The following is a 25,259-nucleotide window of genomic DNA, read 5'->3' as shown; positions in this document are numbered from 1 at the left end:
TGACGGCCAGCGGCCGTCACCCACCAGGGGCCAGGGCAGGCGCATGACGGCCAGCGGCCCTCACTACCGGGGCAGACGTTGCCTTCGAAATGCGTCAGCGATCTCATGCGGTGAGAGGCCTGCTTGCCATAATCAGGGTCGAATCCAGCGGAGGGTCGGCCCGTGGCAGCCAAGTACTGCGATCTGGTCATGAAGGGCGGAATCACCAGCGGCATCGTGTATCCCAACGCGGTGCTGGCGCTGGCCAGGGACTACCGCTTCAAGAGCATCGGCGGTACCTCGGCCGGCGCCATCGCAGCCGCCGTGGCGGCGGCGGCCGCGCTCGGTGATCGCCGTCGCCAGGCAGGCGAGACAGTGGGGCCGCAGGCCGGCTTCGAGGGACTGGCCGGCGTATCGGCCCAGCTGTCCACGCGTGGCTTCATCTACGGCTTGTTCCAGCCCGCTCGCGGCGCGCGCGCGGCCTACCGGCTGCTGGTGGTGCTGGCCAGCCATGCGGGGTGGCCACGCAAACTGCTGTGCCTGCTGGCGGCGGTGTTCACCATTGCGCCGCTGGAAGTGCTGCTGTCGCTGGTCGTGCTGTTGGGCATCGGCTACGGCGCCGGCGGGGTGGCGGGCATGCTGGCGACCCTGTTGCCTTCGCTGCTGTGCGCCTACGGTGCCGGCGTGGCCGGCGCGCTGCTGCGGGTGGCACGGGTGGCACGTGGCAACCTGCTGGGGCTGTGCAATGGCCGCAGCGATGATCCGCAACGCCCCGCTCTGACCGACTGGCTGCACGAGGCCCTGCAGCGGTTGTCGGGCAAGCCGGACGATGCGCCGCTGACCTTCGCCGACCTGCACGGCGCCCCGCGCTATGCGGACGAACCGCAGGATGGCCGGGCGATCACCCTGCAGATGATCAGTACCTGCGTGTCGCACAACGAGCCGCGCACCCTGCCGTTTTCCGAAGCACGCTTCTGGTTCCTGCGCGAAGAGTTCGACCGCCTGTTCCCGCGCAGCGTGGTGGACGGGCTGGTGGCCGATGCCGGCGCCCCGGAGCAGGTCGACGGCCGGCTGTACTATCGATTGCCGCCGGAGGGCCAGCTGCCGGTGCTGGTCGCCACGCGGATGAGCCTCAGCTTTCCGCTGTTGATCAGCGCGGTGCCGCTGCATGAGCCGGCGCGCCACCATGCGGTGGTGCAGGGCAACCGTGCCGAACCGGGACGGGGCGGCAGGAACGTGGCCGACAGCATGGAGGGCCTGGCCAGCGGTGGGCAGCAGGGAGCGGCGGCGGCAGGCTCATCGATCGCCGGCTACCGCCGGTGCTGGTTCTCCGACGGCGGCATCAGCAGCAACTTCCCGATCCATCTTTTCGACGCCGCGCTGCCGCGCTGGCCGACCTTCGCCATCAACCTGGTGTACCCCGGTGATGCCCGGGAAGTGTCTGATGCGGCCGATGCGGCGCAAGCGCTCGAACGCGCGGTGGTGCTGCCAACCGGCAACCGCGAACGCTGGCAGCGCGGTTACCGCGACATCGCTTCGCCGATGGCTGCCACCGAGCTGACCCGTTTCCTGTTCGCGATCGTCGCCACCATGCAGAACTGGCGCGACCTGCTGCAGGCCCGTGCGCCCGGCTACCGCGACCGCATCGTGCACGTCACCCTGGAAGGCGACGAGGGCGGCATGAACCTGGACATGCCGCAGGAGGTGCTCGGTCGCATCGCGCAGAAGGGCACGCTTGCCGGTGAGCGCTTCTGCCGCTTCTCGTTCGAAAACCACTACTGGATACGCTGGCGCAATGCCGCTTCGGCCTACCAGCGCTACACGCTGGAAGTGTCGCGTACCGATGACGCGGGCCAGCAGGTGGTGGCCTACCGCACCGCCTATGCCAGCGTGGCGGCGGGGCAACCGCCACCGCCGTCGTATCCGCTGGGATCGCAGGAAAAGCGTCGCCAATCCCAGGCGCTGTACGCGCTGATGGTGGAGCAGGGCGCCAGCTGGGACGACTGTGGCCCGGACCTCACCGACGGTGCCCCGCGCCCGCTGCCGCAGATGAAGGTGACCCCGATCTACTAGGTAGCGACGGCCGCTGGCCGTCATTCCCGTTGGACGGCCAACGGCCGCCACTACCGATCGCGTCATTCCCGTCGGGACGGGGTCAGATTCCAGCCGGACGGCCAGCGGCCGTCCCTACCGCCCAATGGCCGGGCGCGCTCAGCGCCCCGGCAACTGCACGAACGCGCGCTGCATGCAGTCTTCGCGCGGGCATACACGGCAGCCGGGGCCGATCGACACCGAATTGCCCGGGCTCTGGATATCCAGCCCCCGCGTGTACACCAGCCGCTCGGCGTGCTGCAGGTCGCAGCCCAGCGCCACGGCGAAGGTCTTGCGCGGCTGGCCGTGGCCGACCGGCCCGCTGCTGACCTGCCGTGCCAGCCAGAAATGGCGTCGCCCATCGGGCATGCGCGCGGTCTGGGTGAGGATGCGCCCGGGCTGGTTGAACGCCTCGTACACGATCCACAGCGGACACGAACCGCCGACCTGCGAGAAGTGGAAATCGGTGGCCGAATGCCGCTTGGACACATTGCCGGCGCGGTCCACGCGGATGAAGAAAAACGGCAGGCCCGGTGCACTGCGCCGCGCCAGCGTACTCAGACGGTGGCAGACCGCTTCGAAGCCCACGCCGAACTGATGGGCCAGCAGTTCGATGTCATAGCCACTGGACTCGGCCGCACGCAGGAACGGGCCGTACGGCATCACCAGCGCGCCGGCGAAGTAGTTGGACAGGCCGATGCGTGCCTGCGCGATGCGCTCGTCATCGCGGAAACCGGCGCGTTCGATCACCGCATCCACCTGTTCGGCATGGCCGCGCAACGCCAGTTCGGCCGCCATCTGGAACGCCTGCTGGCCCGGTTCCAGGTAGTCCGGCAACCACAGCGTGCGTGCCTGGCTGTCCATCACGCGTTTCTCCCGGCCTGCCTGCAGCGGCGCGACTTCAACCATCACCCCGTGGCGGTCGGCCAGCAGTTGTCGCAGCCGCGGTGCCATGTGGCCGACGGTCAGGCCCCACTCGGCGAACAGGCGCTCGGCCAACGCATCCAGTTCCGGGATGTGGTTGTGCATGCGGTTGAAGAAATCGCGCACCTGGTCGCCGGCCGGCAGGCTCATCCCGGCGCCGGGCTCACCCAGCTGGAACTCCAGCGCGGCAGCGTGTTCGCGCAGCACCAGATGGCGCCGGTGCAGGTCCAGCAGGGCCTGGCTGACCTGCGGCAGGTTGCCCGCCAGCGCCCGCAGTTCGTTGGCGCTGACATCGGCCAGGCCGAGGTCGCGCAGGGTCTGGCCCAGTGCCTCCTGCAGCGCGGCCGGGCCGCCGGCGTCGAACAGGTCGCCCAGTTCACCCAGCACGGCGCGCAGGCGCTGCTGCACCGCCGGGGTCAACGGCCGCTTGTTGCGCTCGATCTGGTTCAGGTAGCTGGCCGAGACGCCGAGCTGCTGGGCCAGCTGCGCCTGGGTATAGCCGCGCTGCTCGCGCAGCTTGGCCAGGCGAAGGCCGAGCTGGCGTTGGGGTGTCTCGGTATTCACAGGATTAACAACTATCGTCGTTCCGGTTGGCCAGATTAAGCGCAGACAGGCCGGAAATCGAGCGTGCGCCTGTGAATAATGCCAAGCATCCCTGAAACCCACGGTACCGCCATGACTGTTGCAGCGCCCCGTATCCGCCTGTTGATCGATGGCCAGTTCATCGAATCGTCCACCGCCCACTGGCAGGACGTGGTCAACCCGGCCACCCAGGACGTGCTGGCCCAGGTGCCCTTCGCCACCACCAGCGAAGTGGATGACGCGGTAGCCGCGGCCAAGGAAGCCTTCAAGACCTGGCGCAAGACGCCGATCGGCACCCGCGCGCGCATCTTCCTGAAGTACCAGCAGCTGATCCGCGAGAACATGAGCGAGCTGGCGCACACCCTCAGCGCCGAGCAGGGCAAGACCGTGCCGGATGCCGAAGGCGATGTGTTCCGCGGCCTGGAAGTGGTCGAGCACGCTGCTGCCATCGGCAACCTGCAGTTGGGCGAGCTGGCCAACAACGTGGCCAACGGCGTGGACACCTACACCCTGATGCAGCCGCTGGGCGTGTGCGCGGGCATCACCCCGTTCAACTTCCCGGCGATGATCCCGCTGTGGATGTTCCCGATGGCCATCGCCACCGGCAACACCTTCGTGCTCAAGCCGTCCGAACAGGACCCGATGGTCACCATGCGGCTGGTCGAACTGGCGCTGGAAGCGGGCATTCCGAAGGGCGTGCTGAACGTCGTGCACGGTGGCGAAGAAGTGGTCAACGCGATCTGCGACCATCCGGACATCAAGGCGGTTTCGTTCGTGGGGTCCACCCGCGTCGGCACCCACGTGTACAACCGCGCCTCGCTGGCCGGCAAGCGCGTGCAGTGCATGATGGGCGCCAAGAACCATGCCGTGGTGCTGCCGGACGCCAACAAGGAACAGACCCTCAACGCGATGGTCGGTGCTGCCTTTGGTGCCGCCGGCCAGCGCTGCATGGCGGCCTCCACCCTGGTGCTGGTCGGCGAAGCACGTTCGTGGGTGCCGGACCTGGTGGCCAAGGCGAAGACGCTGAAGGTCAGCGCCGGCTCGGTTGCCGGTACCGACGTCGGCCCGGTCATTTCCTGCAGCGCCCGCGAGCGCGTGGAAGGGCTGATCGCCTCCGGCCTGGAACAGGGCGCAACGCTGGACCTGGACGGCCGCAATCCGCAGGTGGACGGCTTCGAGAAGGGCAACTTCGTTGGTCCGACGATCTTCTCCGGCGTCACCACCGACATGCGCATCTACCAGGAAGAAATCTTCGGGCCGGTGCTGGTGATCCTGGAAGCGGAAACGCTGGAAGACGCCATCGCGCTGGTCAACAGCAACCCCAACGGCAACGGCACGGCGGTGTTCACCCAGTCCGGTGCGGCCGCGCGCAAGTTCCAGGAAGACATCGACGTCGGCCAGGTCGGCATCAACGTGCCGATCCCGGTGCCGGTGCCGCTGTTCTCCTTCACCGGTTCGCGGGCGTCCAAGCTGGGTGACCTGGGCCCGTACGGCAAGCAGGTGGTCATGTTCTACACCCAGACCAAGACCATCACCGCGCGCTGGTTCGATGACGAAACGCTCGGCCACGGCGTCAACACCACCATCAGCCTCAAGTAACAACGGAGTTCCAGCCATGAGTAACTCGATGACGACGGAACTCGAAGAAGCGCAGCAGGCCTATCGTGAGGCAGCGCGTGACTTCGCCCAGGCGGAATTGGCGCCACACGCGGCGCGGTGGGATGCGGAGGGCATCTTTCCGCGCGAGGCGATCGCCAAGGCAGGGGAACTCGGGTTCTGTGGCCTGTACATGGATCCGGAGGTCGGTGGCAGCGGCTTGAGCCGACTGGACGCCGCCGTCGTCATCGAGGAACTCGCCAACGTGGATCCGTCCACCGCGGCGTATGTGAGCATCCACAACATGGCCTCGTGGATGGTGTCCACGTGGGGCCAGCAGGCGCTGCGTGCAGCCTGGGGTGCGGACCTGGCGGCCGGCATCAGGCTGGCCTCCTACTGCCTGACCGAACCCGGCGCCGGCTCCGATGCGGCGTCGCTGAAGACCACGGCAGTGCGCGATGGCGATGACTACGTGCTCAACGGTTCCAAGGCCTTCATCTCCGGCGCCGGTGCCACCGAACTGCTGGTGGTGATGGCGCGTACCGGCGGTGCCGGCGCCGGTGGCATCAGCGCGATCGCCGTGCCGGCCGACCTGCCGGGCATCAGCTACGGTCGCAAGGAAGAGAAGATGGGCTGGAACAGCCAGCCGACCCGGGGCATCACCTTCGAGAACGTGCGGGTGCCGGTGGGCAACCTGCTGGGCGAAGAGGGCGGCGGCTTCAAGCTGGCCATGAAGGGCCTGGATGGCGGTCGCATCAACATCGCCGCCTGCTCGCTGGGCGCGGCGCAGGGCGCGCTGGATGCTGCACGCCGTTACATGGGCGAACGCCGCCAGTTCGGCAAGGCGCTGGCCGAATTCCAGGCACTGCAGTTCAAGCTGGCCGACATGGCCATCGAACTGGTGGCGGCCCGCCAGATGGTGCATACCGCCGCGCGCAAGCTCGACGCCGGTGCCAGCGATGCCAATGTGTGGTGCGCGATGGCCAAGCGCTTCGCCACCGATGCCGGCTTCACCATCTGCAACGAAGCGCTGCAGATCCACGGCGGCTACGGTTACATCCGCGAATACCCGATCGAGCGCCTGCTGCGCGACAGCCGCGTGCACCAGATCCTGGAAGGTACCAACGAAATCATGCGGGTGATCGTTGCCCGCCACCTGCTCAACACCGAAGAGGAACTGCGATGAACGATTGGCGCACCCACGATCATGTCGGCCTGAAGGTCGAGGCCGATGGCCACGTCGCGGTCATCACCCTGCACAACCCGCCGGCGCATACCTGGACCGTGCACAGCCTGGCGGCGCTGCGCGACCTGGTCGCCGCGTTGAACGCGGACCGTTCCATCTATGCGCTGGTGATCAGTGGCGAGGGCGAGAAGTTCTTCTCCGCCGGCGCTGATCTCAACCAGTTCGCGTCGGGTGACAGGGGCGCTGCGCGTGAAGCCGCGCGTCGTTTCGGCGAAGCCTTCGAGGCGCTGTCAGGCTTCCGTGGCGTGTCCATCGCCGCGATCAACGGTTATGCGATGGGCGGCGGGCTGGAATGCGCGCTGGCGTGTGACCTGCGCATCATCGAAGAACATGCCCAGGTGGCGCTGCCGGAGGCCACGGTCGGCCTGCTGCCGTGCGCCGGTGGCACCCAGAACCTGCCGCGCCTGGTCGGCGAGGGCTGGGCCAAGCGGATGATCCTGCTCGGTGAGCGGATCGACGCCGACACCGCCGTGCGCATCGGCCTGGCCGAGCAGAAGGCCGGCAAGGGTGAAGCGAAGGCACTGGCACTGGAATGGGCGAAGAAGGCCGGCAAGCAGAGCCCGACCAGCATCGCCGCCTGCAAGACCCTGGTGCAGTCCACCCGCACCGGCACCCATGCCGCCGCGCTGGTCGCAGAGCGCGAGGCCTTCGTCGACCTGTTCGACAGCGCCGACCAGGTCGAGGGCGTGAGCGCCTTCCTGGAAAAGCGCAGCGCGCAGTGGAAGAACGCATGACCCGGGAAACCGACATCGTGGTCGATGAGGCACCGGTGCTGTTCGAAGACCGCGTGGCCGCCAATGGCATGCGCATCGGCGTGGCCACGCTCAACGCGCCGCGTACCTTGAACGGCTTTTCGCTGCCGATGGCGCACCTGCTGCTGGAGCGGCTGCAGGCCTGGGCCGACGACGGGCAGATCGCGATGGTGGTGCTGCAGGGCGCCGGAGAAAAGGCCTTCTGCGCCGGCGGCGACCTGCACAGCCTGTACCAGAGCATGCTGGCGTACCGCGCGGCAGGCCATGCGGATGTCCGAACGAATGCGTATGCCGCAGAGTTCTTCGATGTCGAGTACCGCGTGGATTTCCTGATCCACACCTATCCCAAGCCGATCCTGTGCTGGGGCCACGGTATCGTCATGGGCGGTGGCATCGGCCTGATGTCCGGCGCCAGCCACCGCGTGGTCAGCGAACGGTCCAAGCTGGCGTTCCCGGAGATCACCGTCGGCCTGTTCCCGGACGTGGGCGGCAGCTGGCTGCTGCAGCGCGTGCCGGGCAAGGCGGGCCTGTTCCTGGCGCTGACCGGCGCGTTGCTTGGCCCGGGTGATGCGATCCATGCCGACCTGGCCGACCTGCACATCGCCGAAGCACAGCGCGCTGAAGTCTTCGACGCGTTGCTGCAGGCGGATTGGAGCAGCGACAACGAGGCCAACCACGGCCGCCTGGACACCCTCCTGCAGTCGTTCGCCAGCGACGCACCCGCCGGGCCCCTGCAGTCCCATGCGGGATTGCTGGACACGCTGTGCGCCGGCGATGAACTGCCCGCGATCATCGAACGCATCGGTGCCCTGCAGACCGAGGATGCGTGGCTGCAGAACGCGCAGAAGACGCTTGTCGCCGGTGCACCCGGTTCGGCGCGGCTGGCGTTCGAACTGCAGCGCCGCGCTGCCGGCGCGGACCTGGCCACGGTGTACCGGCTGGAGTACGTGACGGCCCTGCACTGCGCCGCGCACGGTGACTTCGCCGAAGGCATCCGCGCGCTGCTGGTCGACAAGGACCGTACCCCGCACTGGAACCCGGCCACGCTGGCTGATGCCAGCGCGGCGTGGGCCGAAGACTTCTTCATTTCCCCGTGGCCGGCCGACCAGCATCCGCTGGCCGACCTTGGCGCCACCGCTGCTGAAAGGACCGTCGCATGAGTCGCATTGCATTCATCGGGCTGGGCAACATGGGCGGTCCGATGGCCGCCAACCTGGCCAAAGCGGGCCACGCCGTGCGCGTGTTCGACCTGGTGCCGGCCGCCGTGCAGGCCGCCGTCGACGCAGGCGCCACCGCCGCCAGCTCCGCGCTGGACACGCTGGCCGATGCCGAAGTGGTGATCTCGATGCTGCCGGCCAGCCGCCACGTCGAAGGCGTGTACCTGGGCGATGACGGGCTGCTGGCCGACATCCCGGGCGGTGCGCTGGTGATCGACTGCAGCACCATCGCCCCGGCCACCGCGCGCAAGGTCGCCGAAGCCGCCGCGGCGCGTGGCCTGCAGATGCTGGACGCCCCGGTTTCCGGCGGTACCGCCGGGGCCACCGCCGGCACGCTGACCTTCATCGTCGGCGGCGAAGAGGACGCGCTGGAACGCGCGCGTCCCTACCTGCAGGCGATGGGCAGGAACATCTTCCACGTGGGCGCCAGCGGCGCCGGCCAGGTCGCCAAGCTGTGCAACAACATGGCGTTGGGCGTGATCATGGCGGTCACCGGTGAATCCATCGCGTTGGGCGTGGCACACGGGCTGGACCCGAAGGTGCTGTCGCAGATGATGGCAGTCAGCACCGGCCGCAGCTGGGCGACCGAAGTATGCAATCCGTGGCCGGGGGTACTGGAAAACGCACCCGCCTCGCGCGGCTACAGCGGCGGCTTCGGCAGCGACCTGATGCTCAAGGACATGGGCCTGGCAGTGGAAGCGGCGATGAGCGTGGGCGCCTCCATCCCGCTGGGTGAGCTGGCGCGCAACCTGTATTCGATGAACCACCAGGCCGGCCGCGGCAAGCTGGATTTCTCCAGCGTGGTGCAGTTGGTGAGCAACGAAAAATAGCCCACGGCCAGCGGATGCTGGCGGGCAGGATGGGGTGGGTGGTGACCTGCGGTCGCTATGCCACCGACAGCGGTGGGATGGGCGGATGCACGGTCACGACCGGCATCCGCCCATTTTTTTTACGCCACGATCAGCTTGACGTCGATGTTGCCCTGGGTCGCGTTGGAATAAGGGCAGACGACGTGGGCCTTCTGCACGAGCTCCTCGAGCTGTTCGCGCGGCACGCCCGGGGCGGTGATGGTCAGCTCGGCTTCGATGCCGAAACCGGTGGGGATCTGGCCGATGCCTACCTTGCCGGCCACGGTGGTGTCCGCCGGCAGCGCGACCTTGGCCTGGCCGGCGACGAACTTCAGCGCGCCCAGGAAGCAGGCCGAGTAACCGGCAGCGAACAGCTGTTCCGGGTTGGTGCCCGGGCCGCCGGCGCCGCCGAGCTCGCGCGGGGTCGACAGCTGGATGTCCAGCACGTTGTCAGAGGACACGGCGCGGCCTTCGCGGCCGCCGGTTGCGGTGGCCTGGGCGGTGTAGAGAACCTTTTCAATGGACATGGCGGAGTTCCTTGTTGGGTGGCCGGTCGGCCGGTGAGGTGTACTTTGCGCGCCTTGGCTGGACGTGTGGCAACATGGAGTCCGGAAAACTTGATGGATCGTCCAGCCATGCTCGATCGACTCGAATCCCTGCTTGACCGCTTCCCGGTCAGTGCGCGCCTGCTGCAGGGGGGCCAGGTCGGCGGCCACTGGGTGCCGGCGCAGGCCGCCAGCCAACCGCTGCTGCACCTGCTCAGCCAGGGCGGGGTGGAGCTGGTGGACAGCGATGGCAGCCGCCTGCGCATCGACCAGCCCAGCGTGCTGTTGTACGCCCGGCCGCGCGACCATCATTTCAACATCGATGACGGTTTGCAGGTGCCGTTGGTGACCGCCGGGCTGCGCTTCGAGGCCGGTGAAGGCAGCCCGGTGGCTGATGCGCTGCCGAGCCCGGTCTGCCTGCCGCTGGCCGACCTGCTGGGCAGCAACGCAGTGCTCGGCGTGCTGTTCGAAGAAGCGTTCGCGCAGCGCTGCGGTCGCCAGGCGATGCTGGACCGCCTGTTCGAACTGGTGATCATCCAGGTGCTGCGCACGCTGATGGAAAACGGCCAGATCCAGGTCGGGCTGCTGGCCGGCATGGGCCACCCGCGGCTGCGCCATGCCCTGGTGGCCATGCATGAGCAGCCGGCCGAAGAGTGGTCGCTGCAGGCGCTGGCCGAGCGCGCCGGGATGTCACGCAGCGCCTTCGCCGAAGGCTTCCGCGAGGTCATCGGCAGCACGCCAGGGCAGTACCTGCAGGCCTGGCGGACGCGGTTGGTGCAGCAGGCGCTGCGCCGCGGGCAGCCATTGAAGCGCATCGCCGGCGACGTGGGCTACGGCAGCGAAGCGGCGTTGTCGCGCGCGTTCAAGGCGCAGACCGGGCAGTCGCCGCGCGAATGGCGCAGCGCTGCGATGTAACGCCGCGCCGGGCACGGCCCGGCGTCAGCGGGTCACACCGCCCACTCCAGGTCGGTGGTGAACATGATGGTCAGCCAGCGATCCGGCGATTCCTCGCCCAGCAGGTCGCCGATCTCATCGCGCAGCCGGTCCCACTCCGCCAGCGCGCGCGGCGGATCATCGGCACGCACCACGAAGAACAGTTCAATCTGCTCGCCGCGACCGACCTGCGCCACGTAGCTGCGGTAGTCCAGGAAACCGTGGCGGGCCACCACATCACGCGCCACGGTATCCACGTGGCTGCGCAGTTCCTGCGGCGCGACCAGCAGGATGCCGGCAAGTGCCTGGCGCACCGTTCCCAGCGGCGCCACCATCACGAACAGGCAGACCACCGCCAGGATGCCCGGATCGATGTACGGGCCGATCCAGTCCAGTGGCGTGCCACGCACCATTGCCCCGCCGACGAAGGCCAGCAGGTAGCAGGCCGACATGCTGGCGGCGATGATCCAGTTCTTCGCATCCAGGGCGACGAAGTCCGATCCGATGCGCCGGTTGGCGCGCAGCACGAAGGCGGCCAGCGCGCCTTCGGCGAGCAGCGAGATCACCCCGAAGGTGATCGCCGGACCCAGCGCGATCAAGCGCCCGCCCGAGGTCAGCGCATCCACGGCATTGACGAAGGCATACAGCGCCGCGCCGATCATCAGCGTCCCGCTGACCCCCAGCACGATCGGCTCCAGGTGCCAGAAGCCCATGGAAAAGCGCTGGTTGAGCCGCGACTGCAGGGTATCGGTATTGGTGGACTGGGCGATCAAGCGCGCCACCAGCAGCGACAGCCAGGTCATGACCACGTCGATCAGGCCGTAGATACCATCGAAGATGATCAACGAGGAGTTGGCGTACAGCCCGAAGCCCACGGCCATCGCCGCCATCACCAGGGTGCCGGCGATGGACAGGCGCAGCACGCCCTGTTCGGTGCGCGGATCGAAGAAGCGGGGGACAACGGAAGCCATGCCGGGATTGTACCGCCCGGCCCTGGCAGCGCCGAAGGCAGCCGCAGGAGCCGCTGCCCACAGCGGGACGGCCAGCGGCCGTCACTACCAGGATCAGGCAGGTAGCGCCGAGCCACGCTCGGCGAGCGAAGCGGCGTGACGACCAACGGTCGTCACCCACCAAAGCAAGGCCCACCGCGGGACGGCCAGCGGCCGTCACTACCTTGCCGCCGTTGGCTGCCGTAGACTTGCGCGCCTACCGCGGCCGCGCATTTGTGGCCCTGCCCGCGGTCACCAGGAACCTCCCATGCAGACCCATTACCCGCTGCGCCAGCAGTGGCTCGGCAACGTCCGTGGCGACGTGCTGTCCGGCATCGTCGTCGCCCTCGCGCTGATCCCCGAAGCGATCGCGTTCTCGCTGATCGCCGGGGTCGACCCCAAGGTCGGCCTGTACGCTTCGTTCTCGATCGCGGTCATCACCGCCATCGCCGGCGGCCGCCCCGGCATGATCTCTGCCGCCACCGGCGCGATGGCCCTGGTGATGGTCGACCTGGTCAAGGACCACGGCCTGCAGTACCTGTTCGCCGCCACCATCCTGACCGGCCTGCTGCAGATGGCCGCCGGCGCGCTGAAGCTCGGTTCGCTGATGCGCTTCGTCTCGCGCTCGGTCATCACCGGCTTCGTCAACGCACTCGCCATCCTGATCTTCATGGCGCAGCTGCCGGAACTGGTCGGCCGTGGCCCGATGGTCTACCTGCTGTGCGCCGCCGCGCTGGCGATCATCTACCTGCTGCCGCGCATCACCCGCGCGGTGCCGTCGCCGCTGGTGGCGATCGGCATCCTGACCGCAGTGGTGATCGGCTTCGGCATCGACGTGCGCACCGTGGGCGACATGGGCCAGCTGCCCGACAGCCTGCCCTCGTTCTTCCTGCCCGACGTGCCAATCACCTGGGAAACGCTGCGCATCCTGCTGCCGGTGTCGGCCACGCTGGCGGTGGTGGGGTTGCTGGAATCGATGATGACCCTGCAGATCGTGGAGGACATCACCGAAACCCCGAGCGAGCGCAACCGCGAGTGTGCCGGGCAGGGCCTGGCCAATACGGTGACCGGTTTCTTCGGTGGCATGGCCGGTTGCGCGATGATCGGCCAGTCGGTGATCAACGTGACCAGTGGCGGGCGTGGACGCCTGTCCTGCCTGATCGCCGGCACCCTGTTGCTGGTGCTGGTGGTGTACGGCAGCGACCTGGTGCGGCAGATCCCGATGGCCGCGCTTGTGGCGGTGATGATCATGGTCAGCATCGGCACCTTCAGCTGGCGCTCGCTGCGTGACCTGCGCACCCATCCGCGCAGTTCCTCGGCAGTGATGCTGCTGACGGTGGTGGTCACCGTGGCGACCCATGACCTGGCCAAGGGCGTGCTCAGCGGTGTGCTGCTGTCGGCGTTGTTCTTCGCGCGCAAGGTCGGCGGCATGCTCGACGTGCAGCGCGACGAGCCGCAGCCGGGCGTGCAGCGCTATCGCGTCAAAGGCCAGGTGTTCTTTGCTTCGGCCGGCCAGTTCGGCGCGGCATTCGATTACCAGCAGGTGGCACCGCGGGTGGTGATCGACCTGCAGCACGCGCATCTGTGGGACCTCACCGCGGTCGGGGCGCTGGAGCGCGCGGTGGAGAAGCTGCGCGCGCATGGCGCGGCAGTGGAGGTGGCAGGCCTGAACGCCGCCAGCGAAACGCTGATCGAGCGGGTAGGGCGCAACAGCCCCGCAGGCAGCGCGCACTGATCCCTGCCGGTAGTGACGGCCGCTGGCCGTCCTGCTGTTGGTGGGTGACGACCGTTGGTCGTCACGCCCGTGCCCACCCGGATCATTCAGCCGACCGGTGTAAACTATTGATCATGCAGGCATTGCCTGCCACCCCGATTCTCCAGCGTCCCCATGACCCAGCCTACCGCCACCGCCGCGTCCCGCTACGCCGACTCCCTGCGCCTTTCCGTCGCCCCGATGATGGATTGGACGGACCGCCATTGCCGCGTGTTCCACCGGCTGCTGGCGCCCGGCGCGCGGCTGTACACGGAGATGGTGCACGCCAATGCGGTGATCCACGGCGACCGCCAGCGCCTGCTCGGCTTCGATCCGGGCGAAACGCCGCTGGCCCTGCAACTGGGCGGCAGCGACCCGGCACTGCTGGCGCAGGCCGCACGCATCGCCCAGGACTGGGGCTATGACGAGGTCAACCTCAACTGCGGCTGTCCCTCCGACCGCGTGCAGGCCGGCCGCTTCGGTGCCTGCCTGATGCGTGAGCCGGCGCTGGTGGCGGACTGCGTGGCCGCGATGGTGGCCGCGGTGGACATCCCGGTGACGGTGAAGTGCCGGCTGGGCGTGGACGATGACAACGAGTACGACGCCTTCGCGGCCTTTGTCGACCAGCAGGTCGCCGCCGGTGCGCCGATGGTGGTGGTGCACGCGCGCAATGCCTGGCTGAAGGGCCTGTCGCCGAAAGAAAACCGCGAAGTGCCGCCGCTGCGCTACGACTGGGCATACCGGCTCAAGCAGGAGCGCCCCGGCCTGCCGGTGGTGCTCAACGGCGGGCTGGCCAGCATCGAAGCGGTGCAGGCCCAGCAGGGCAAGGTGGACGGGGTGATGCTGGGTCGTGCGGCCTACCATGACCCCTACCTGCTGCATCAGCTGGAGGCCCTGCAGACCGGCGCCCCCCTGCAGACCCGGCAGGCGCTGCTGCGCGCGCTGCGTCCGTATGTGGAAGCGCGGCTGGCGGAAGGATCGGCGCTCAAGCACATCACCCGCCACATCCTCGGCCTGTTCCACGGGCAACCAGGTGGCCGGGCGTTCCGCCAGATCCTCAGCGAGGGCGCACACCGCCCGGGCGCGGACTGGTCCCTGGTGGAGCAGGCGCTGGCGGTCACCGAACGTGATGGCGGGCGCGAAGCCGCCTGACGCACTGCGCAGCGGGTGCCGCATACGGCCCTGAATGCTGCTAGTATGTTCACTTACCTGAACATAGACATCCGATCTTCAGGAAAGTTCAGACCGGATTCACTGGCAAAAGCCGAAATTTGCAAAAGATTTGTAAAGCCCCGGACCTCGCGTCCGGACGCGGACTTCACAATTTTTGAACGAATTGCCGGCCTCGGCTAGGATCCAATGATGTCCTCCCGTTCTTCCAGCTGCCAGCTTGCCCTCGCCACGGTCGTGGCGCTGGCGGTGTTCGTGCCGCTACATGCCAGCGCGCAGGCGCCGATGCAGGGTCCGATGCAGCAGAACATGGCGCAGCGCCAGCCGATGCGCGAGCGCCCGGAAGTGGTGATGCGTGGATCCCAGCGCGGTGATGAGCGCTCCCTGTCCGACGCCGTGCGGCGGGTGCAGCGATCCACCGGTGGACACATCCTGGGTGCCGAGCGGGTGCCGTTCGATGGGCGCGACATCAACCGCGTGAAATACATGGACGAGCGTGGCCGCGTCCGCTACATGGATGATCCCGTGCAGCAGCATTCACAGCCCCGCCCGCCCCGATCGGATATGTCTTCACTACGCGGCGATAACCCCTGAACGGGGATCATTGTCGCATCACACCCGATTTCCACCGGCCCAACCGGCCGACCCCAGCACACTAGGGAGAGTTCATGCGTATCCTTCTGGTCGAAGACGAAGCCCCGCTGCGCGAGACCCTTGCAGCCCGGCTCAAGCGCGAAGGCTTTGCCGTCGATGCGGCGCAGGATGGCGAGGAAGGTCTGTACATGGGCCGCGAAGTGCCGTTCGACGTCGGCATCATCGATCTGGGCCTGCCGAAGATGTCCGGCATGGAGCTGATCAAGGCCCTGCGCGACGAGGGCAAGAAATTCCCGGTCCTGATCCTGACCGCCCGTTCCAGCTGGCAGGACAAGGTCGAAGGCCTCAAGCAGGGCGCCGACGATTACCTGGTCAAGCCGTTCCATGTCGAAGAGCTGCTGGCTCGCGTCAATGCACTGCTGCGCCGCGCCGCTGGCTGGAGCAAGCCGACCCTGGAATGCGGTCCGGTGGCACTGGACCTGGCGGCACAGACCGTCAGCGTGGCCGGCAGCAACGTCGACCTCACCAGCTACGAGTACAAGGTGCTGGAATACCTGATGATGCACGCCGGTGAACTGGTCTCCAAGGCCGACCTGACCGAGCACATCTACCAGCAGGATTTCGACCGCGACTCCAACGTGCTGGAAGTGTTCATCGGCCGCCTGCGCAAGAAGCTGGATCCGGACGGTGAATTGAAGCCGATCGAGACCGTCCGCGGTCGCGGCTACCGTTTCGCGATCCCGCGCAACGAGGGCTGAGCCTGCTGCAGGCGAGAAGATGATGTCCGGCCGTCTGTGGTTCTTCCGACGCTGGCGGCCGCGCTCCCTGCAGGCGCGCCAGCTGCTGGCTGCGTCCGTGGGCCTGGTGGCGTTCCTTGCGCTGGCCGGCTACGCGTTGGATGCGGCGTTCGCCGACACCGCGCGCGCGAACCTGCGCGAACGCCTGAAGAACTACGCCACCGCCTACGCCGCCGGCAGTGACTTCACCCGCGACCGTTCGCTGTACCTGCGCGAGCAGCCGCCGGATCCCCGCTTCGACGTGCCCGGTAGCGGCCTGTACCTGCAGGTGGTCACCCCGGACGGCAAGGTCAATTCAATGTCCGCCGAAGGGCCGATGCTGCCCAGCCGCGGCGGTGGCCTGCTGGCGCCGCGTCAGGAAGTATTCGAAGGTCCGCTGCCGATCATCCAGATCGACGGCAGCGAGGGCTCGGTATACCGCTACGGGCTGGGCCTGGTGTGGGATGCCGACGCCGACCCGGCGACCGAATTCCCGTACACCATCTACGTGATGGAAGACTCCGGTGCGCTGGGCGCGCAGCTGCGCGTGTTCCGTGGCCGGGTGTGGTTCTACCTGGGCGGCATCGGCCTGATCCTGCTGTTGCTGCAGACGGTCATCCTGCAGTGGAGCCTGCGCCCGATGCGCCGGGTGATCACCGAGCTGACCCGCGTGCAGCGCGGCGAAAGCGAGCGCATGAGCGAACGCCATCCGCGTGAGCTGGAACCGCTGACCGACAGCATCAACGCCTTCATCGAAAGCGAGCGCGAGAACCTGGAGCGCCAGCGCAACACGCTGGCCGACCTGGCGCACAGCCTGAAGACTCCGATCGCCGTGCTGCGCACGCAGATGGACAGCGGATCCAGCAACGATGCGCTGCGCGAAGAACTGGACGTGCAGTTGCAGCGCATGAACAACCTGGTGTCCTACCAGCTGGCACGCGCCGCATCGTCCGGGCACAAGCTGTTCTCCGCGCCGCTGCCGATCGAATCCAACGCCGAAGAGATCGTGCGCGGGCTGGAAAAGGTCTACGCCGCCAAGGGCGTGCTGTGCGAGTTCGACATCGATCCGGGGTCGCGCTTCCATGGCGAACCCGGCGACCTGCAGGAACTGCTCGGCAACCTGCTGGAGAACGCCTTCAAGTGGGCCAACCGCCGCGTGCTGCTGACCGCGCAGCCGCAGCCGGCGCCGAACACCCGCCGCCCGGGCCTGCTGCTGGCGGTGGACGACGATGGCCCGGGCATCGCCCCGGAAGATATCGCCAAGGTGCTGCAGCGTGGCGTGCGCGGCGATGAGCGCGTGCAGGGCCACGGCATCGGCCTGTCGATCGTGCAGGACCTGATCAAGGATTACCGCGGTGAACTGCTGGTCGCGCGTTCGTCCGAACTGGGCGGTGCCCGCTTCGAAGTACGGCTGCCGGCCGGTCCGTAACGGTTGCCGGCGCTACCCTGAAGGTAGCTGCCGCGCAGGCGGCTCGCCATAGAAGCGCCGCAGGTGCGCGGCCACCGTCGGCAGCGCCTCGGCCAGCACGTCCGGCGCGGAGAAGTGGTACTCGGTGACCACCGCGAAGAACTCTTCCGGGGCCTCGGCCGCATACGGGTCGATCAGCATTTCCTCGCCCGCATCGACCTGCACGCAGAACGCATCGTAGGCGCGCTGGAAATCACCGGCCCACTCGCGTTGCCAGGCACGCGGCAGCGGCGGCGTGCCGTCGATCGCGCCATCCAGCGCATCGATCTTGTGCGCCATCTCGTGCACCGCCACGCAGTAGCCATCGAACGGCGCCTGCAGGTCGGCCTGGATATCCGCCCACGACAGGATCAACGGACCGCTGTCCCAGCTCTCGCCGATCAGTTCGTCGTCCCACTCGTGCAGCACCCCGGCGGCATCGACATGGCTGCGCTGCACGCGGAACGCGTCCGGGTACAGGATCAGCTGCGACCAGCCGCGCAACCCGGCTTCGCCCACCCCCAGCAGTGGCAGGCAGCACACCGCCGCCAGCAGCACGATGTCTTCGTCGCGCAGCACCAGATCGCCGAGCGGGCTGATGGTCTTTTCATGCAGGAAGCGGGTCGCCAGCGTGCGCAGCGCATCCAGGCGATCGACGGGCAGGCCCTGCAGCCACGGGATATCGCGGCAGGCCTGCTGCCACAGCGGTTCGGGAATGGGACGGGGGGCTGGCCGCAGCCAGCGCGACAACGCCTGGATCAGCGGAACATACCCGGCAGGAAGCTGTGCCACTTCGGCGCGCGCAGTCGCTGCAGCACGTCATCGTCGCCACCGCCGCCGCCACTGCTGGTGGCCTGTGCAGGCACCGGCTTCGGCGTGCTGGGCACCGCGGCGGCGGCACTGCGCGCGGTCGGCGGGCGTTCGGCATCGGGCGTGGAATAGACACAGTCACCGCGCCCTTCACTGGCCATCACGGTGGACGCGGTGGCAAGCAGCGGGGCCATCAACAGGACCAGGCAATGGGCAGAACAGCGCATCGACGACATCCGTGGTTAAGGGCGGGTGAGTTCCCGATTCTAGCCCGAATCCGGTCGCCTATTGGAAGCCCCTCCCGGCAACGGCAATTCCTTTGCCGCATACTTTCCCTGTTTATCTGACGGAAGCTGCCGTGGACGACCGCGAACTGCTGGCAAAACTGGCCGCCGGGCCCTTGTCCGGTGATGCCCTGGCCCGCGAGCTGGGCCAGACCCGGGCGGCCATCTGGAAGCGCATTCAAGGACTTAGGACAGCCGGCGTCGCGATCGAGGGTCGCGCCGGTGACGGCTACACGTTGTCCCAGCCGGTCGACCTGCTGGACGCTGGCGGCATCCGCGCTGCGCTGCCCGCACCCGCCGATGCGCTGCTGGACGACCTGCAGGTGACCTGGAGCACGGTGTCCACCAACACCGAATTGTTGCGCTGCAGCGCCCCGCCGCGCGGCAGTCGCGTCCTGCTGGCCGAGCGCCAGACCGGGGGCCGCGGCCGTCGCGGGCGCGACTGGGCCTCGCCGTTGGCCGCACATATCTACCTTTCGGTGCTGAGGGGCTTCGCCGGTGGGCTGGCCCAGCTGGGCGGGCTGAGCCTGGTGGCCGGCGTGGCGGTGGCCGAAGCCCTGCGCGGGCTCGGCCATGCCCAGGTGCAGCTGAAGTGGCCCAACGACCTGGTGGTGGACGGCCACAAGCTGGGCGGCCTGCTGGTGGAAGGTGGCGGCGAGTTCGCCGGGCCGGCGCGTGCGGTGATCGGCATCGGCCTCAACGTGCACATGCCGCCGGCCTTCGCCGAACGCATCGACCAGCCGTGGACCGACCTGGACCAGCTGGCGGGTGAGCCAGTGCAGCGCAATGCGGTGGCGACCGCGGTGCTGGCCGCGCTGCTGCCTGCGCTGGAGCAGTTCGAAGCCGAGGGCCTGGCCCCGTTCCTGCCGCGCTATGCCGCGCTGGACAGCCTGGCCGGGCGCGAAGTGCGGGTGGAACTGGGCGGCGCCTGGCAGGACGGCCGCGCGCTGGGCCTGGCCGAAGACGGCGCGCTGCGGGTGGAAATCGAAGGCCGCGAGCAGCCTGTGCACGCCGGCGAAGTCAGCGTGAGGGCACGATGAGCGACTGGTTGTTCGACTTGGGGAATTCCCGCTTCAAGTACGCACCGCTGCTCGGCGACCGCGCCGGCGACGTGCAGGCATGGACGCACGGTGCCGAAGACCTGCGCGGCGACGCGCTGCGCACGCTGCCGCAGGGCGGTACCGCCTACGTGGCCAGTGTGGCCGCCGCCGGACTGACGGCCACCATGCTGGAGATCCTGCGCATGCGCTTCCAGCACGTGCACGTGGCCCGCACCGAAGCGGCGTTCGCCGATGTGCGCATCGCCTACGCCACGCCCGCGCGCTTCGGCGTGGATCGTTTCCTGGCGCTGCTGGCGGCGGCGCGCACCCAGCGCCATGTGCTGGTGGCCGGGGTCGGCACCGCGCTGACCATCGACCTGCTGGACGCGCACGGGCAGCACCACGGGGGGCGCATCGCCGCCTCGCCGACCACCATGCGCGAAGCGCTGCATGCACGCGCGGCGCAGTTGCCGGCCAGTGGCGGGCACTACCGCGAGTTCGCCGATGACACCGATGATGCGTTGGCATCCGGCTGCGACGGCGCGGCGATCGCGTTGATCGAACGCAGCCGCGAGCAGGCGCAGCAGCGGCTGCAGGCGCCGGTGGACCTGCTGCTGCACGGCGGCGGCGCACCGGCGCTGTTGCCGCAGCTGCCGGCCGATGCGGGCCACCAGCCGCTGCTGGTGCTGGATGGGCTGGCACGCTGGGCCGTTCACCTGCCGTCGGCGACAGGCTAGGATCGGCAGATGCTGACCCGTGCCCTGATCGTGTTCCTCGTGCTGCTCAACGTGAGCGTCGCCCTGTGGTGGATGCTGCGCGGCGAGCCGGTTGTTCCGGACGTGAAGCCGCCTTCCGGCGTGGCCGAACTGCAGCTGGTGGATGCGGCCGCGCCGGTGACGGCGCCCTCGCCAGCGGCGTCCACTGCGCCGCTGACCGATAGCACGCCCACCGCTGCCGAACCTGCCGCGGCGGAGGCCGCTTCATCGCCGGCCGCAGCACCCGCGGTGGCCGAAGTGCGTCCGGCCCCGGTTGCGGCTGGCGCGGTGGCACCGCCTGCCCCTGCAGCGGAACCCGCGCCGACCCCCGCAGCGCCCGAACGTTGTGTGGCGCTGGGTCCGTTCACCGACCAGGCCGCTGCCCAGGGCGCCCAGGCCAAGGCCGGTGCGGCGCTGACGCAAACGCGCCTGCGCGAACAATCGACTCCCGGTGCCACCGCGCGCTACCGGGTGATGATGCCGCCTGCAGAGAACCGCGAAGCGGCCCAGGCCACCGTGCAGCGGATCGTCGCCGCCGGCCTGAGCGACTACTACGTCATTGGCCAGGGACCTGACGCCAACGCCATCGCGCTGGGCCAGTACCGCAATCGCGAAGGCGCCGAGCGCCGGCTGGCGGCACTGCGCGCGGCTGGATTCCAGGCCCAGCTCAGCGGCGGCGAAGGCGCCTCCACGTGGTGGCTGCAGGGCGCGCTGGCCGACGGCAAGGCCGATCCGGGCCTGCGCCAGCGCAGCGGGGCGGCGCAGCAGCGCTCGCTGGACTGCGCCGGTCTGCGGTAGAATCGCCGTGCTTCGCGGCCTGGCCACGAACGCGTCTTACCCCGTGCCGCTTTAGCTCAGTTGGTAGAGCAACTGTCTTGTAAACAGTAGGTCATCCGTTCGATTCGGATAAGCGGCACCATCCCGTCATGCCCAGCCGCCGCGCGCAGGCGACGGCGCACCGTGCTCAGGAATCGGCGTAGCGGTGCGACAGCAGCGAGCGCACCAGGAAGGTCACCTGTGCGGCCGAGCGCGCATCCACGCGCAGTACCGGAATGCGGAAGCCGGCGGCGAACAGCGCATCGCGCACCGTGGGAATCAACAGCTGCGGGTGCTCGTCGGTGCGGGTGATGCCGACCGCCAGGCTGGCATCCGGCGCGATCCGGGAAAACTCCTGCAGCAGTTCCAGCGTGGTGGCGATCGGATCGGGCGATCCGGCGCTGACCAGCACGATCACCCCGAGGGCGCCTTCGCACACCATCGGCCACATGAAATCCAGGTAGCGCTGGCCCGGCACGCCGTACAGGTGCAGCAGTTCGCCGTCATCCAGCTCGATCGAGCTGTAATCCAGGGCCACCGTGGTTTCCACCTTGTCGGCGGTGGCATCCTCGCTCAGCGGCATTTCGGTGCTGATCGGTTCGACATCGGAAATCGCGCGCACGGCCGTGGTCTTGCCCGCGCCCATGCCACCGACGAACACCAGTTTGTTGGCCGGACCGCTCATGCGCGACCCGCCTGCAGGTCCAGCCCGAATCGTCGTGCGACCCAGGTCAGGAACCGTGAGTCGCGAAGGCCCGCGGGGCGCGGTGAGGGAAGCACGGCGTTCTCCTGGTGCTTGGCAAGGCCGCTGCTGGCAGCAGCCGAGAAAAGGAATTGCACGGTATCGTGCGGCAAACCGCTCGCCGCGGCCAGCGCGGTGCTGGTCCACGACGCGGCATGCAGGCGTGCGATGGGCAGCAGCCAGCTGGCGGGCACGTCGCGGTGGTCCAGGTCGGGCCAGTGCAGCAGCTGCATCGAGGTGCCTGCGGCGACTGCCGGCAGCAGTTGCGGACGATGGCGCGCGATGCAGAAATACAGCGCTTCGAACGAATGGCGGCGCGGCAGCAGGTACACGTACTGGTGCTGGAAGGTGTCCGCATCCAGCGGCGTCGATGACCATGCCAGGTCATCCAGCAACGGCACGATTTCCGACAGGGACGCGCCGGTGGGCAGTGCCAGGCTGCGGGTGGCGGTGTCCACCACCACCCGCGTGGCACCGCGCTGCAGCAGGTACAGGCTGGCAGTGGCCGGTGACTGCATCGCACGCAGCAGCAGCGGCATGCCCGCGGGCGCCGGATGTTCCGCCGCATCCGGTGCTTCGCCCACCGCGCCCAGCAGCCCCGCCAGCTCCTGGTTGATGTCACGCACGCTGGCACCGTGCGGCAGCACGCCCGGCGCGGCCGTCGCGCCACGCACGATGCGCAGTGTCGCCACGCCCTGGGTGCGTGCCTGCTGCTGCAGGACGGCCATGGCCGAGGGATCGCCGCCGACCACCAGCAGGTCGGCCTGCTCGCCGTTCCACGGCTGCAGGCGGATATCCATGCGTTCGGCCAGCAACAGCGAACAGGCCAGTTTCAGCCGGGTACCGTGCAGCAGGTCCAGCCCGGCGTGGGCGACCCGGAAATGTCGTATCGGTGTATTCATCGGCAGTCAGTGCAGGTCGCCCGCTACGCCCGCGTCAGGCATCGACGACGGGCGTGGGGCGAGCGCGGCTCAGCTGAAGTCCAGCGTCTTTTCGAAGGACTTCAGTTCGTGGCGCGCCATCGCCAGGTTCGAACGGCTGCGGTCCAGCGCCACGTACAGGAACAGCATCGGATTGCTTTCCAGCGGGCGGATCAGGTGGTACTGCGAGCTCAACGTGATCAGGATGTCTTCCAGCGTGTCCGACAGGCCCAGCTGCTGGGCGACGCGACGCTTGGCACGCACCACTTCGGTGTTGCCGGCCGCAGCCAGTTCCAGGTTGATGTCGCCGCCACCGGTCATGGCCAGTGCCATGCCACTGTCGCTGTCGACGAGCGCGGCACCGACGAAGCCGGCGAGCGAATTGAGGGTTTCCAGGTTGAGCTTAGACACAGTCGTCCTTTCTTGGGTCGTGCAGAGGGAAACAGGCCAGCAAGGCCTGCGAGGTAGAAAAACCGGGGCAATACGATCAGGCGGCGCGGCTGCGCAGCGCGGTTTCCAGCTTGGCGGCGCATTCGCGTGCGTGGAACAGCAGTACGGCCAGGTTGACCTCCACCGCCGCGACGGCGGTGAGCGTCATCGGCTTGTCCGCGTTGACCCGGATCAGCACGACGTTGCCCTGGCGGGTGCACACGGTGGCGTGTTCGGCTTCGCTGAGTGACAACTCGCGCGACACCGTTTCGCCCAGCGTGAGGAAGGAGTTGGCCATCGCGGCCAGCCGACGGCCGTCCACGCCCAGCACCGAATCCTCCGCTACCGCGCGGCCATCGGCGGTGGACAGCAGGAGCAGGGTCAGGCCCGGCTCGCGTTCGCGTGCCTGGCGGAAGATGTCTTCGATACGGGATGCATCGTAAAGATGCCGCGCCGGCAGGCTTTCGCCGGTCGCGCTGCGAACGATCTGGTTGATGGCACTGCGCTGCACTGGTTTCCCCCTGGAACCTGGATCGATACGATCCATGGCGATGCTTTTTATCAACCGCGGAGGGTTGAAAGTGTGAACCGTAGCACAGTATATCTGACCGGTTTTGTAATGGATCTTCACCTCCCGCGTGCGCCAACGCTTTGACGCGCCTGCAATTCTTCGGACCCGAACGGTGGGCAGAATGCGTCGGGCACCTCGCCTGCTGCAGCGCCGCGAGTACAGCGTGGGCGCGCTGGCTAGACTGTTTCTTTTGTCCTGAACGAGGTTTCCATGACGCATCTTCCCGTCTCGCTGATTGGCGTGCCTACGGATATCGGGGCCGGCGATCGCGGCGCACGCCTGGGGCCGGAAGCCCTGCGCATTGCCGGCCTGGCCGAAGCGCTGAGCGCCCGCGGCGTGGACGTGCGTGACGTCGGCAATCTGGACGGGCCGCGTAATCCCTGGACCGCACCGGTGCACGGCTACCGCCACCTGGACGAAGTGGTGGAGTGGAACCGGGTGCTGATGGAAGCCAGCCTGTCCGAACTGCGCGCCGGACGCATGCCGATCATGCTCGGCGGCGATCATTGCCTGGGTGTCGGGTCGGTGACTGCGGTGGCGCGCTGGTGCCGCGAACAGGGCAAGGACCTGCGCGTGCTGTGGCTGGACGCGCATTCGGATTTCAACACCAGCGACATCACCCCGTCCGGCAACGTGCACGGCATGCCGGTGGCGTGCCTGTGCGGGCTGGGGCCGGATGCGCTGACCCGGCTCGGCGGCGATGCGCCGGCGATCCTGCCCTCCCAGGTGCGCCAGATCGGCATCCGTTCGGTGGACCCGGAAGAAAAGCGACTGATCAAGACCCATCGGGTGGATGTGTATGACATGCGCTACATCGACGAGGCCGGCATGAAGCGGACGATGGAGGCCGCGCTGGACGGGATCACTGCCAACACCCACCTGCACGTGAGCTTCGACGTCGATTTCCTCGACCCCAGCATCGCCCCGGGCGTGGGCACCACGGTGCCGGGCGGGGTGAACTACCGCGAGGCCCAGCTGGTGATGGAGATGATCGCCGACAGCGGGCGCATGGGCTCGCTGGACATCGTCGAGCTCAACCCGCTGCTGGATGACCACAACGCCACCGCGAAGCTGGCGGTGGACCTGGTGGAGAGCCTGTTCGGGAAGTCCACGCTGATGCGCGATTGAGGCCCGGGCGCGGCGTCGGGGAGGCGCCGCATGAACCGATCCGCTGCTCGTTCACACTCGCTCCACGCGACGCGCGCCAGATTGCACTTCACGCGGCACGCCCGGGTCGTTCCGGACGCCGTGACCTGAGAAGGAGAAGTCGATGAAACGCATTTTTTCCGTACTGCTGCTGGCGTTGTGTACTGCCGGTTCGCTGACTGCCTGCAATACCGTTGCCGGTGCCGGCAAGGACATGCAGGGGGCTGGCGAGGCCGTCCACGATACGGCGCAGGACTGCAAAAACGGCAAGTGCTGATCAACGGCTTTTCCGCCGTCTGCACCG

At 68.2% G+C, this 25,259-nt stretch carries 26 protein-coding genes and 1 tRNA gene; 18 read left to right on the top strand and 9 right to left on the bottom strand.

What is annotated here, in order from left to right; all coding sequences use genetic code 11:
- The first annotated feature begins 189 nt into the window (after positions 1-189).
- Positions 190-2,052 (top strand): patatin-like phospholipase family protein, encoded by a 1,863-nt coding sequence (locus tag ABB28_RS04930; protein WP_057507600.1) that lies wholly within the window; start codon positions 190-192, stop codon positions 2,050-2,052.
- A 138-nt stretch (positions 2,053-2,190) separates the two neighbouring features.
- Here the strand turns inward: ABB28_RS04930 and ABB28_RS04925 are convergent, their stop codons facing one another.
- A complete protein-coding gene (locus tag ABB28_RS04925) occupies positions 2,191-3,558 on the bottom strand; it encodes a helix-turn-helix domain-containing protein (protein WP_057507565.1) in 1,368 nt (455 codons plus the stop codon).
- 111 nt (positions 3,559-3,669) lie between these two features.
- Here ABB28_RS04925 and ABB28_RS04920 point away from each other — a divergent pair, with 111 nt between their 5' ends.
- The 5 genes from ABB28_RS04920 to mmsB are packed head-to-tail and all read left to right on the top strand — an operon-like array spanning position 3,670 to position 9,217.
- Complete coding sequence (locus tag ABB28_RS04920) at positions 3,670-5,175, top strand: CoA-acylating methylmalonate-semialdehyde dehydrogenase (RefSeq protein ID WP_057507564.1); 1,506 nt, start codon at positions 3,670-3,672, stop codon at positions 5,173-5,175.
- A gap of 28 nt (positions 5,176-5,203) precedes the next feature.
- Positions 5,204-6,358, top strand: coding sequence for an acyl-CoA dehydrogenase family protein (locus ABB28_RS04915; protein WP_481501596.1), 1,155 nt, complete (start codon positions 5,204-5,206; stop codon positions 6,356-6,358).
- Positions 6,355-7,152, top strand: a complete 798-nt coding sequence (locus ABB28_RS04910; protein WP_057507562.1) for an enoyl-CoA hydratase — start codon at positions 6,355-6,357, stop codon at positions 7,150-7,152. Before ABB28_RS04915 ends, ABB28_RS04910 begins: the two co-directional genes overlap by 4 nt.
- Positions 7,149-8,330, top strand: a complete 1,182-nt coding sequence (locus tag ABB28_RS04905) for an enoyl-CoA hydratase/isomerase family protein (protein ID WP_057507561.1) — start codon at positions 7,149-7,151, stop codon at positions 8,328-8,330. The genes ABB28_RS04910 and ABB28_RS04905 overlap by 4 nt, the downstream gene beginning before the upstream one ends.
- Positions 8,327-9,217, top strand: coding sequence for a 3-hydroxyisobutyrate dehydrogenase (mmsB, locus tag ABB28_RS04900; protein WP_057507560.1), 891 nt, complete (start codon positions 8,327-8,329; stop codon positions 9,215-9,217). Before ABB28_RS04905 ends, mmsB begins: the two co-directional genes overlap by 4 nt.
- A 119-nt stretch (positions 9,218-9,336) precedes the next feature.
- Here mmsB and ABB28_RS04895 read toward each other — a convergent pair whose 3' ends face one another.
- Entirely contained in the window at positions 9,337-9,762 is a 426-nt protein-coding gene (locus ABB28_RS04895) for an organic hydroperoxide resistance protein (RefSeq protein ID WP_042613743.1), read from the bottom strand.
- Positions 9,763-9,870: 108 nt separating this feature from the next.
- Between ABB28_RS04895 and ABB28_RS04890 the strand changes: the two genes are divergently transcribed.
- Positions 9,871-10,695: an AraC family transcriptional regulator gene (locus tag ABB28_RS04890; protein ID WP_057507559.1), complete on the top strand. Its 825-nt coding sequence runs from the start codon at positions 9,871-9,873 to the stop codon at positions 10,693-10,695.
- A gap of 32 nt (positions 10,696-10,727) precedes the next feature.
- Here ABB28_RS04890 and ABB28_RS04885 read toward each other — a convergent pair whose 3' ends face one another.
- Positions 10,728-11,684, bottom strand: a complete 957-nt coding sequence (locus ABB28_RS04885) for a cation diffusion facilitator family transporter (protein ID WP_057507558.1) — start codon at positions 11,682-11,684, stop codon at positions 10,728-10,730.
- A gap of 286 nt (positions 11,685-11,970) precedes the next feature.
- Between ABB28_RS04885 and ABB28_RS04880 the strand changes: the two genes are divergently transcribed.
- From ABB28_RS04880 to ABB28_RS04860, 5 genes are all read left to right on the top strand, one after another.
- On the top strand, positions 11,971-13,437 hold the full coding sequence (locus ABB28_RS04880; RefSeq protein WP_057507557.1) for a SulP family inorganic anion transporter: 1,467 nt from the start codon (positions 11,971-11,973) through the stop codon (positions 13,435-13,437).
- A 153-nt stretch (positions 13,438-13,590) separates the two neighbouring features.
- The gene (gene dusA, locus ABB28_RS04875) at positions 13,591-14,607 is read left to right on the top strand and encodes a tRNA dihydrouridine(20/20a) synthase DusA (RefSeq protein ID WP_057507556.1); all 1,017 of its coding nucleotides are present in this window, start codon (positions 13,591-13,593) and stop codon (positions 14,605-14,607) included.
- 210 nt (positions 14,608-14,817) lie between these two features.
- Positions 14,818-15,219, top strand: coding sequence for a hypothetical protein (locus ABB28_RS04870; protein ID WP_057507599.1), 402 nt, complete (start codon positions 14,818-14,820; stop codon positions 15,217-15,219).
- A 74-nt stretch (positions 15,220-15,293) separates the two neighbouring features.
- Positions 15,294-15,977: a response regulator transcription factor gene (locus ABB28_RS04865; RefSeq protein WP_004136763.1), complete on the top strand. Its 684-nt coding sequence runs from the start codon at positions 15,294-15,296 to the stop codon at positions 15,975-15,977.
- Between the two features lie 22 nt (positions 15,978-15,999).
- Complete coding sequence (locus tag ABB28_RS04860) at positions 16,000-17,424, top strand: ATP-binding protein (RefSeq protein ID WP_057507598.1); 1,425 nt, start codon at positions 16,000-16,002, stop codon at positions 17,422-17,424.
- 12 nt (positions 17,425-17,436) lie between these two features.
- Here the strand turns inward: ABB28_RS04860 and ABB28_RS04855 are convergent, their stop codons facing one another.
- Together ABB28_RS04855 and ABB28_RS04850 are read right to left on the bottom strand one after the other, a co-directional pair.
- The gene (locus tag ABB28_RS04855; RefSeq protein ID WP_057507555.1) at positions 17,437-18,234 is read right to left on the bottom strand and encodes a M90 family metallopeptidase; all 798 of its coding nucleotides are present in this window, start codon (positions 18,232-18,234) and stop codon (positions 17,437-17,439) included.
- Positions 18,201-18,479, bottom strand: a complete 279-nt coding sequence (locus tag ABB28_RS04850) for a hypothetical protein (protein WP_057507554.1) — start codon at positions 18,477-18,479, stop codon at positions 18,201-18,203. Before ABB28_RS04850 ends, ABB28_RS04855 begins: the two co-directional genes overlap by 34 nt.
- 131 nt (positions 18,480-18,610) lie before the next feature.
- Here ABB28_RS04850 and birA point away from each other — a divergent pair, with 131 nt between their 5' ends.
- The 4 genes from birA to ABB28_RS04830 all read left to right on the top strand — a co-directional run bounded on the left by birA (position 18,611) and on the right by ABB28_RS04830 (position 21,250).
- Positions 18,611-19,576, top strand: coding sequence for a bifunctional biotin--[acetyl-CoA-carboxylase] ligase/biotin operon repressor BirA (gene birA / locus ABB28_RS04845; protein ID WP_057507553.1), 966 nt, complete (start codon positions 18,611-18,613; stop codon positions 19,574-19,576).
- On the top strand, positions 19,573-20,313 hold the full coding sequence (locus ABB28_RS04840) for a type III pantothenate kinase (RefSeq protein WP_057507552.1): 741 nt from the start codon (positions 19,573-19,575) through the stop codon (positions 20,311-20,313). The genes birA and ABB28_RS04840 overlap by 4 nt, the downstream gene beginning before the upstream one ends.
- A 9-nt stretch (positions 20,314-20,322) precedes the next feature.
- Entirely contained in the window at positions 20,323-21,129 is an 807-nt protein-coding gene (locus tag ABB28_RS04835; RefSeq protein WP_057507551.1) for an SPOR domain-containing protein, read from the top strand.
- Between the two features lie 45 nt (positions 21,130-21,174).
- A tRNA-Thr gene (locus tag ABB28_RS04830) sits at positions 21,175-21,250 on the top strand.
- A 45-nt stretch (positions 21,251-21,295) separates the two neighbouring features.
- On the opposite strand, the gene ABB28_RS04825 is transcribed toward ABB28_RS04830, so the two are convergent.
- The 4 genes from ABB28_RS04825 to ABB28_RS04810 all read right to left on the bottom strand — a co-directional run bounded on the left by ABB28_RS04825 (position 21,296) and on the right by ABB28_RS04810 (position 23,749).
- Positions 21,296-21,832, bottom strand: coding sequence for a GTP-binding protein (locus tag ABB28_RS04825; protein WP_057507550.1), 537 nt, complete (start codon positions 21,830-21,832; stop codon positions 21,296-21,298).
- The gene (locus ABB28_RS04820) at positions 21,829-22,791 is read right to left on the bottom strand and encodes a hypothetical protein (RefSeq protein ID WP_057507549.1); all 963 of its coding nucleotides are present in this window, start codon (positions 22,789-22,791) and stop codon (positions 21,829-21,831) included. The genes ABB28_RS04825 and ABB28_RS04820 overlap by 4 nt, the downstream gene beginning before the upstream one ends.
- A gap of 69 nt (positions 22,792-22,860) precedes the next feature.
- Positions 22,861-23,220, bottom strand: coding sequence for a roadblock/LC7 domain-containing protein (locus tag ABB28_RS04815; protein WP_057507548.1), 360 nt, complete (start codon positions 23,218-23,220; stop codon positions 22,861-22,863).
- A gap of 76 nt (positions 23,221-23,296) precedes the next feature.
- Positions 23,297-23,749 carry a roadblock/LC7 domain-containing protein gene (locus ABB28_RS04810; RefSeq protein WP_123699879.1) on the bottom strand — a complete coding sequence of 151 codons (453 nt, stop codon included), beginning with the start codon at positions 23,747-23,749 and terminating at the stop codon, positions 23,297-23,299.
- 270 nt (positions 23,750-24,019) lie between these two features.
- On the opposite strand from ABB28_RS04810, the gene rocF reads away from it, so the two are divergent.
- On the top strand, positions 24,020-24,937 hold the full coding sequence (rocF, locus tag ABB28_RS04805; RefSeq protein WP_057507546.1) for an arginase: 918 nt from the start codon (positions 24,020-24,022) through the stop codon (positions 24,935-24,937).
- 142 nt (positions 24,938-25,079) lie between these two features.
- Entirely contained in the window at positions 25,080-25,232 is a 153-nt protein-coding gene (locus tag ABB28_RS04800) for an entericidin A/B family lipoprotein (RefSeq protein ID WP_057507545.1), read from the top strand.
- The last annotated feature ends 27 nt before the right edge of the window (positions 25,233-25,259 follow it).

It is taken from the genome of Stenotrophomonas chelatiphaga, from assembly GCF_001431535.1.
Classification (GTDB): Bacteria; Pseudomonadota; Gammaproteobacteria; order Xanthomonadales; family Xanthomonadaceae; genus Stenotrophomonas; species Stenotrophomonas chelatiphaga.
Note: the sequence above shows the minus strand (reverse complement) of the source record. Positions and strands in the feature narration are given on the sequence as shown.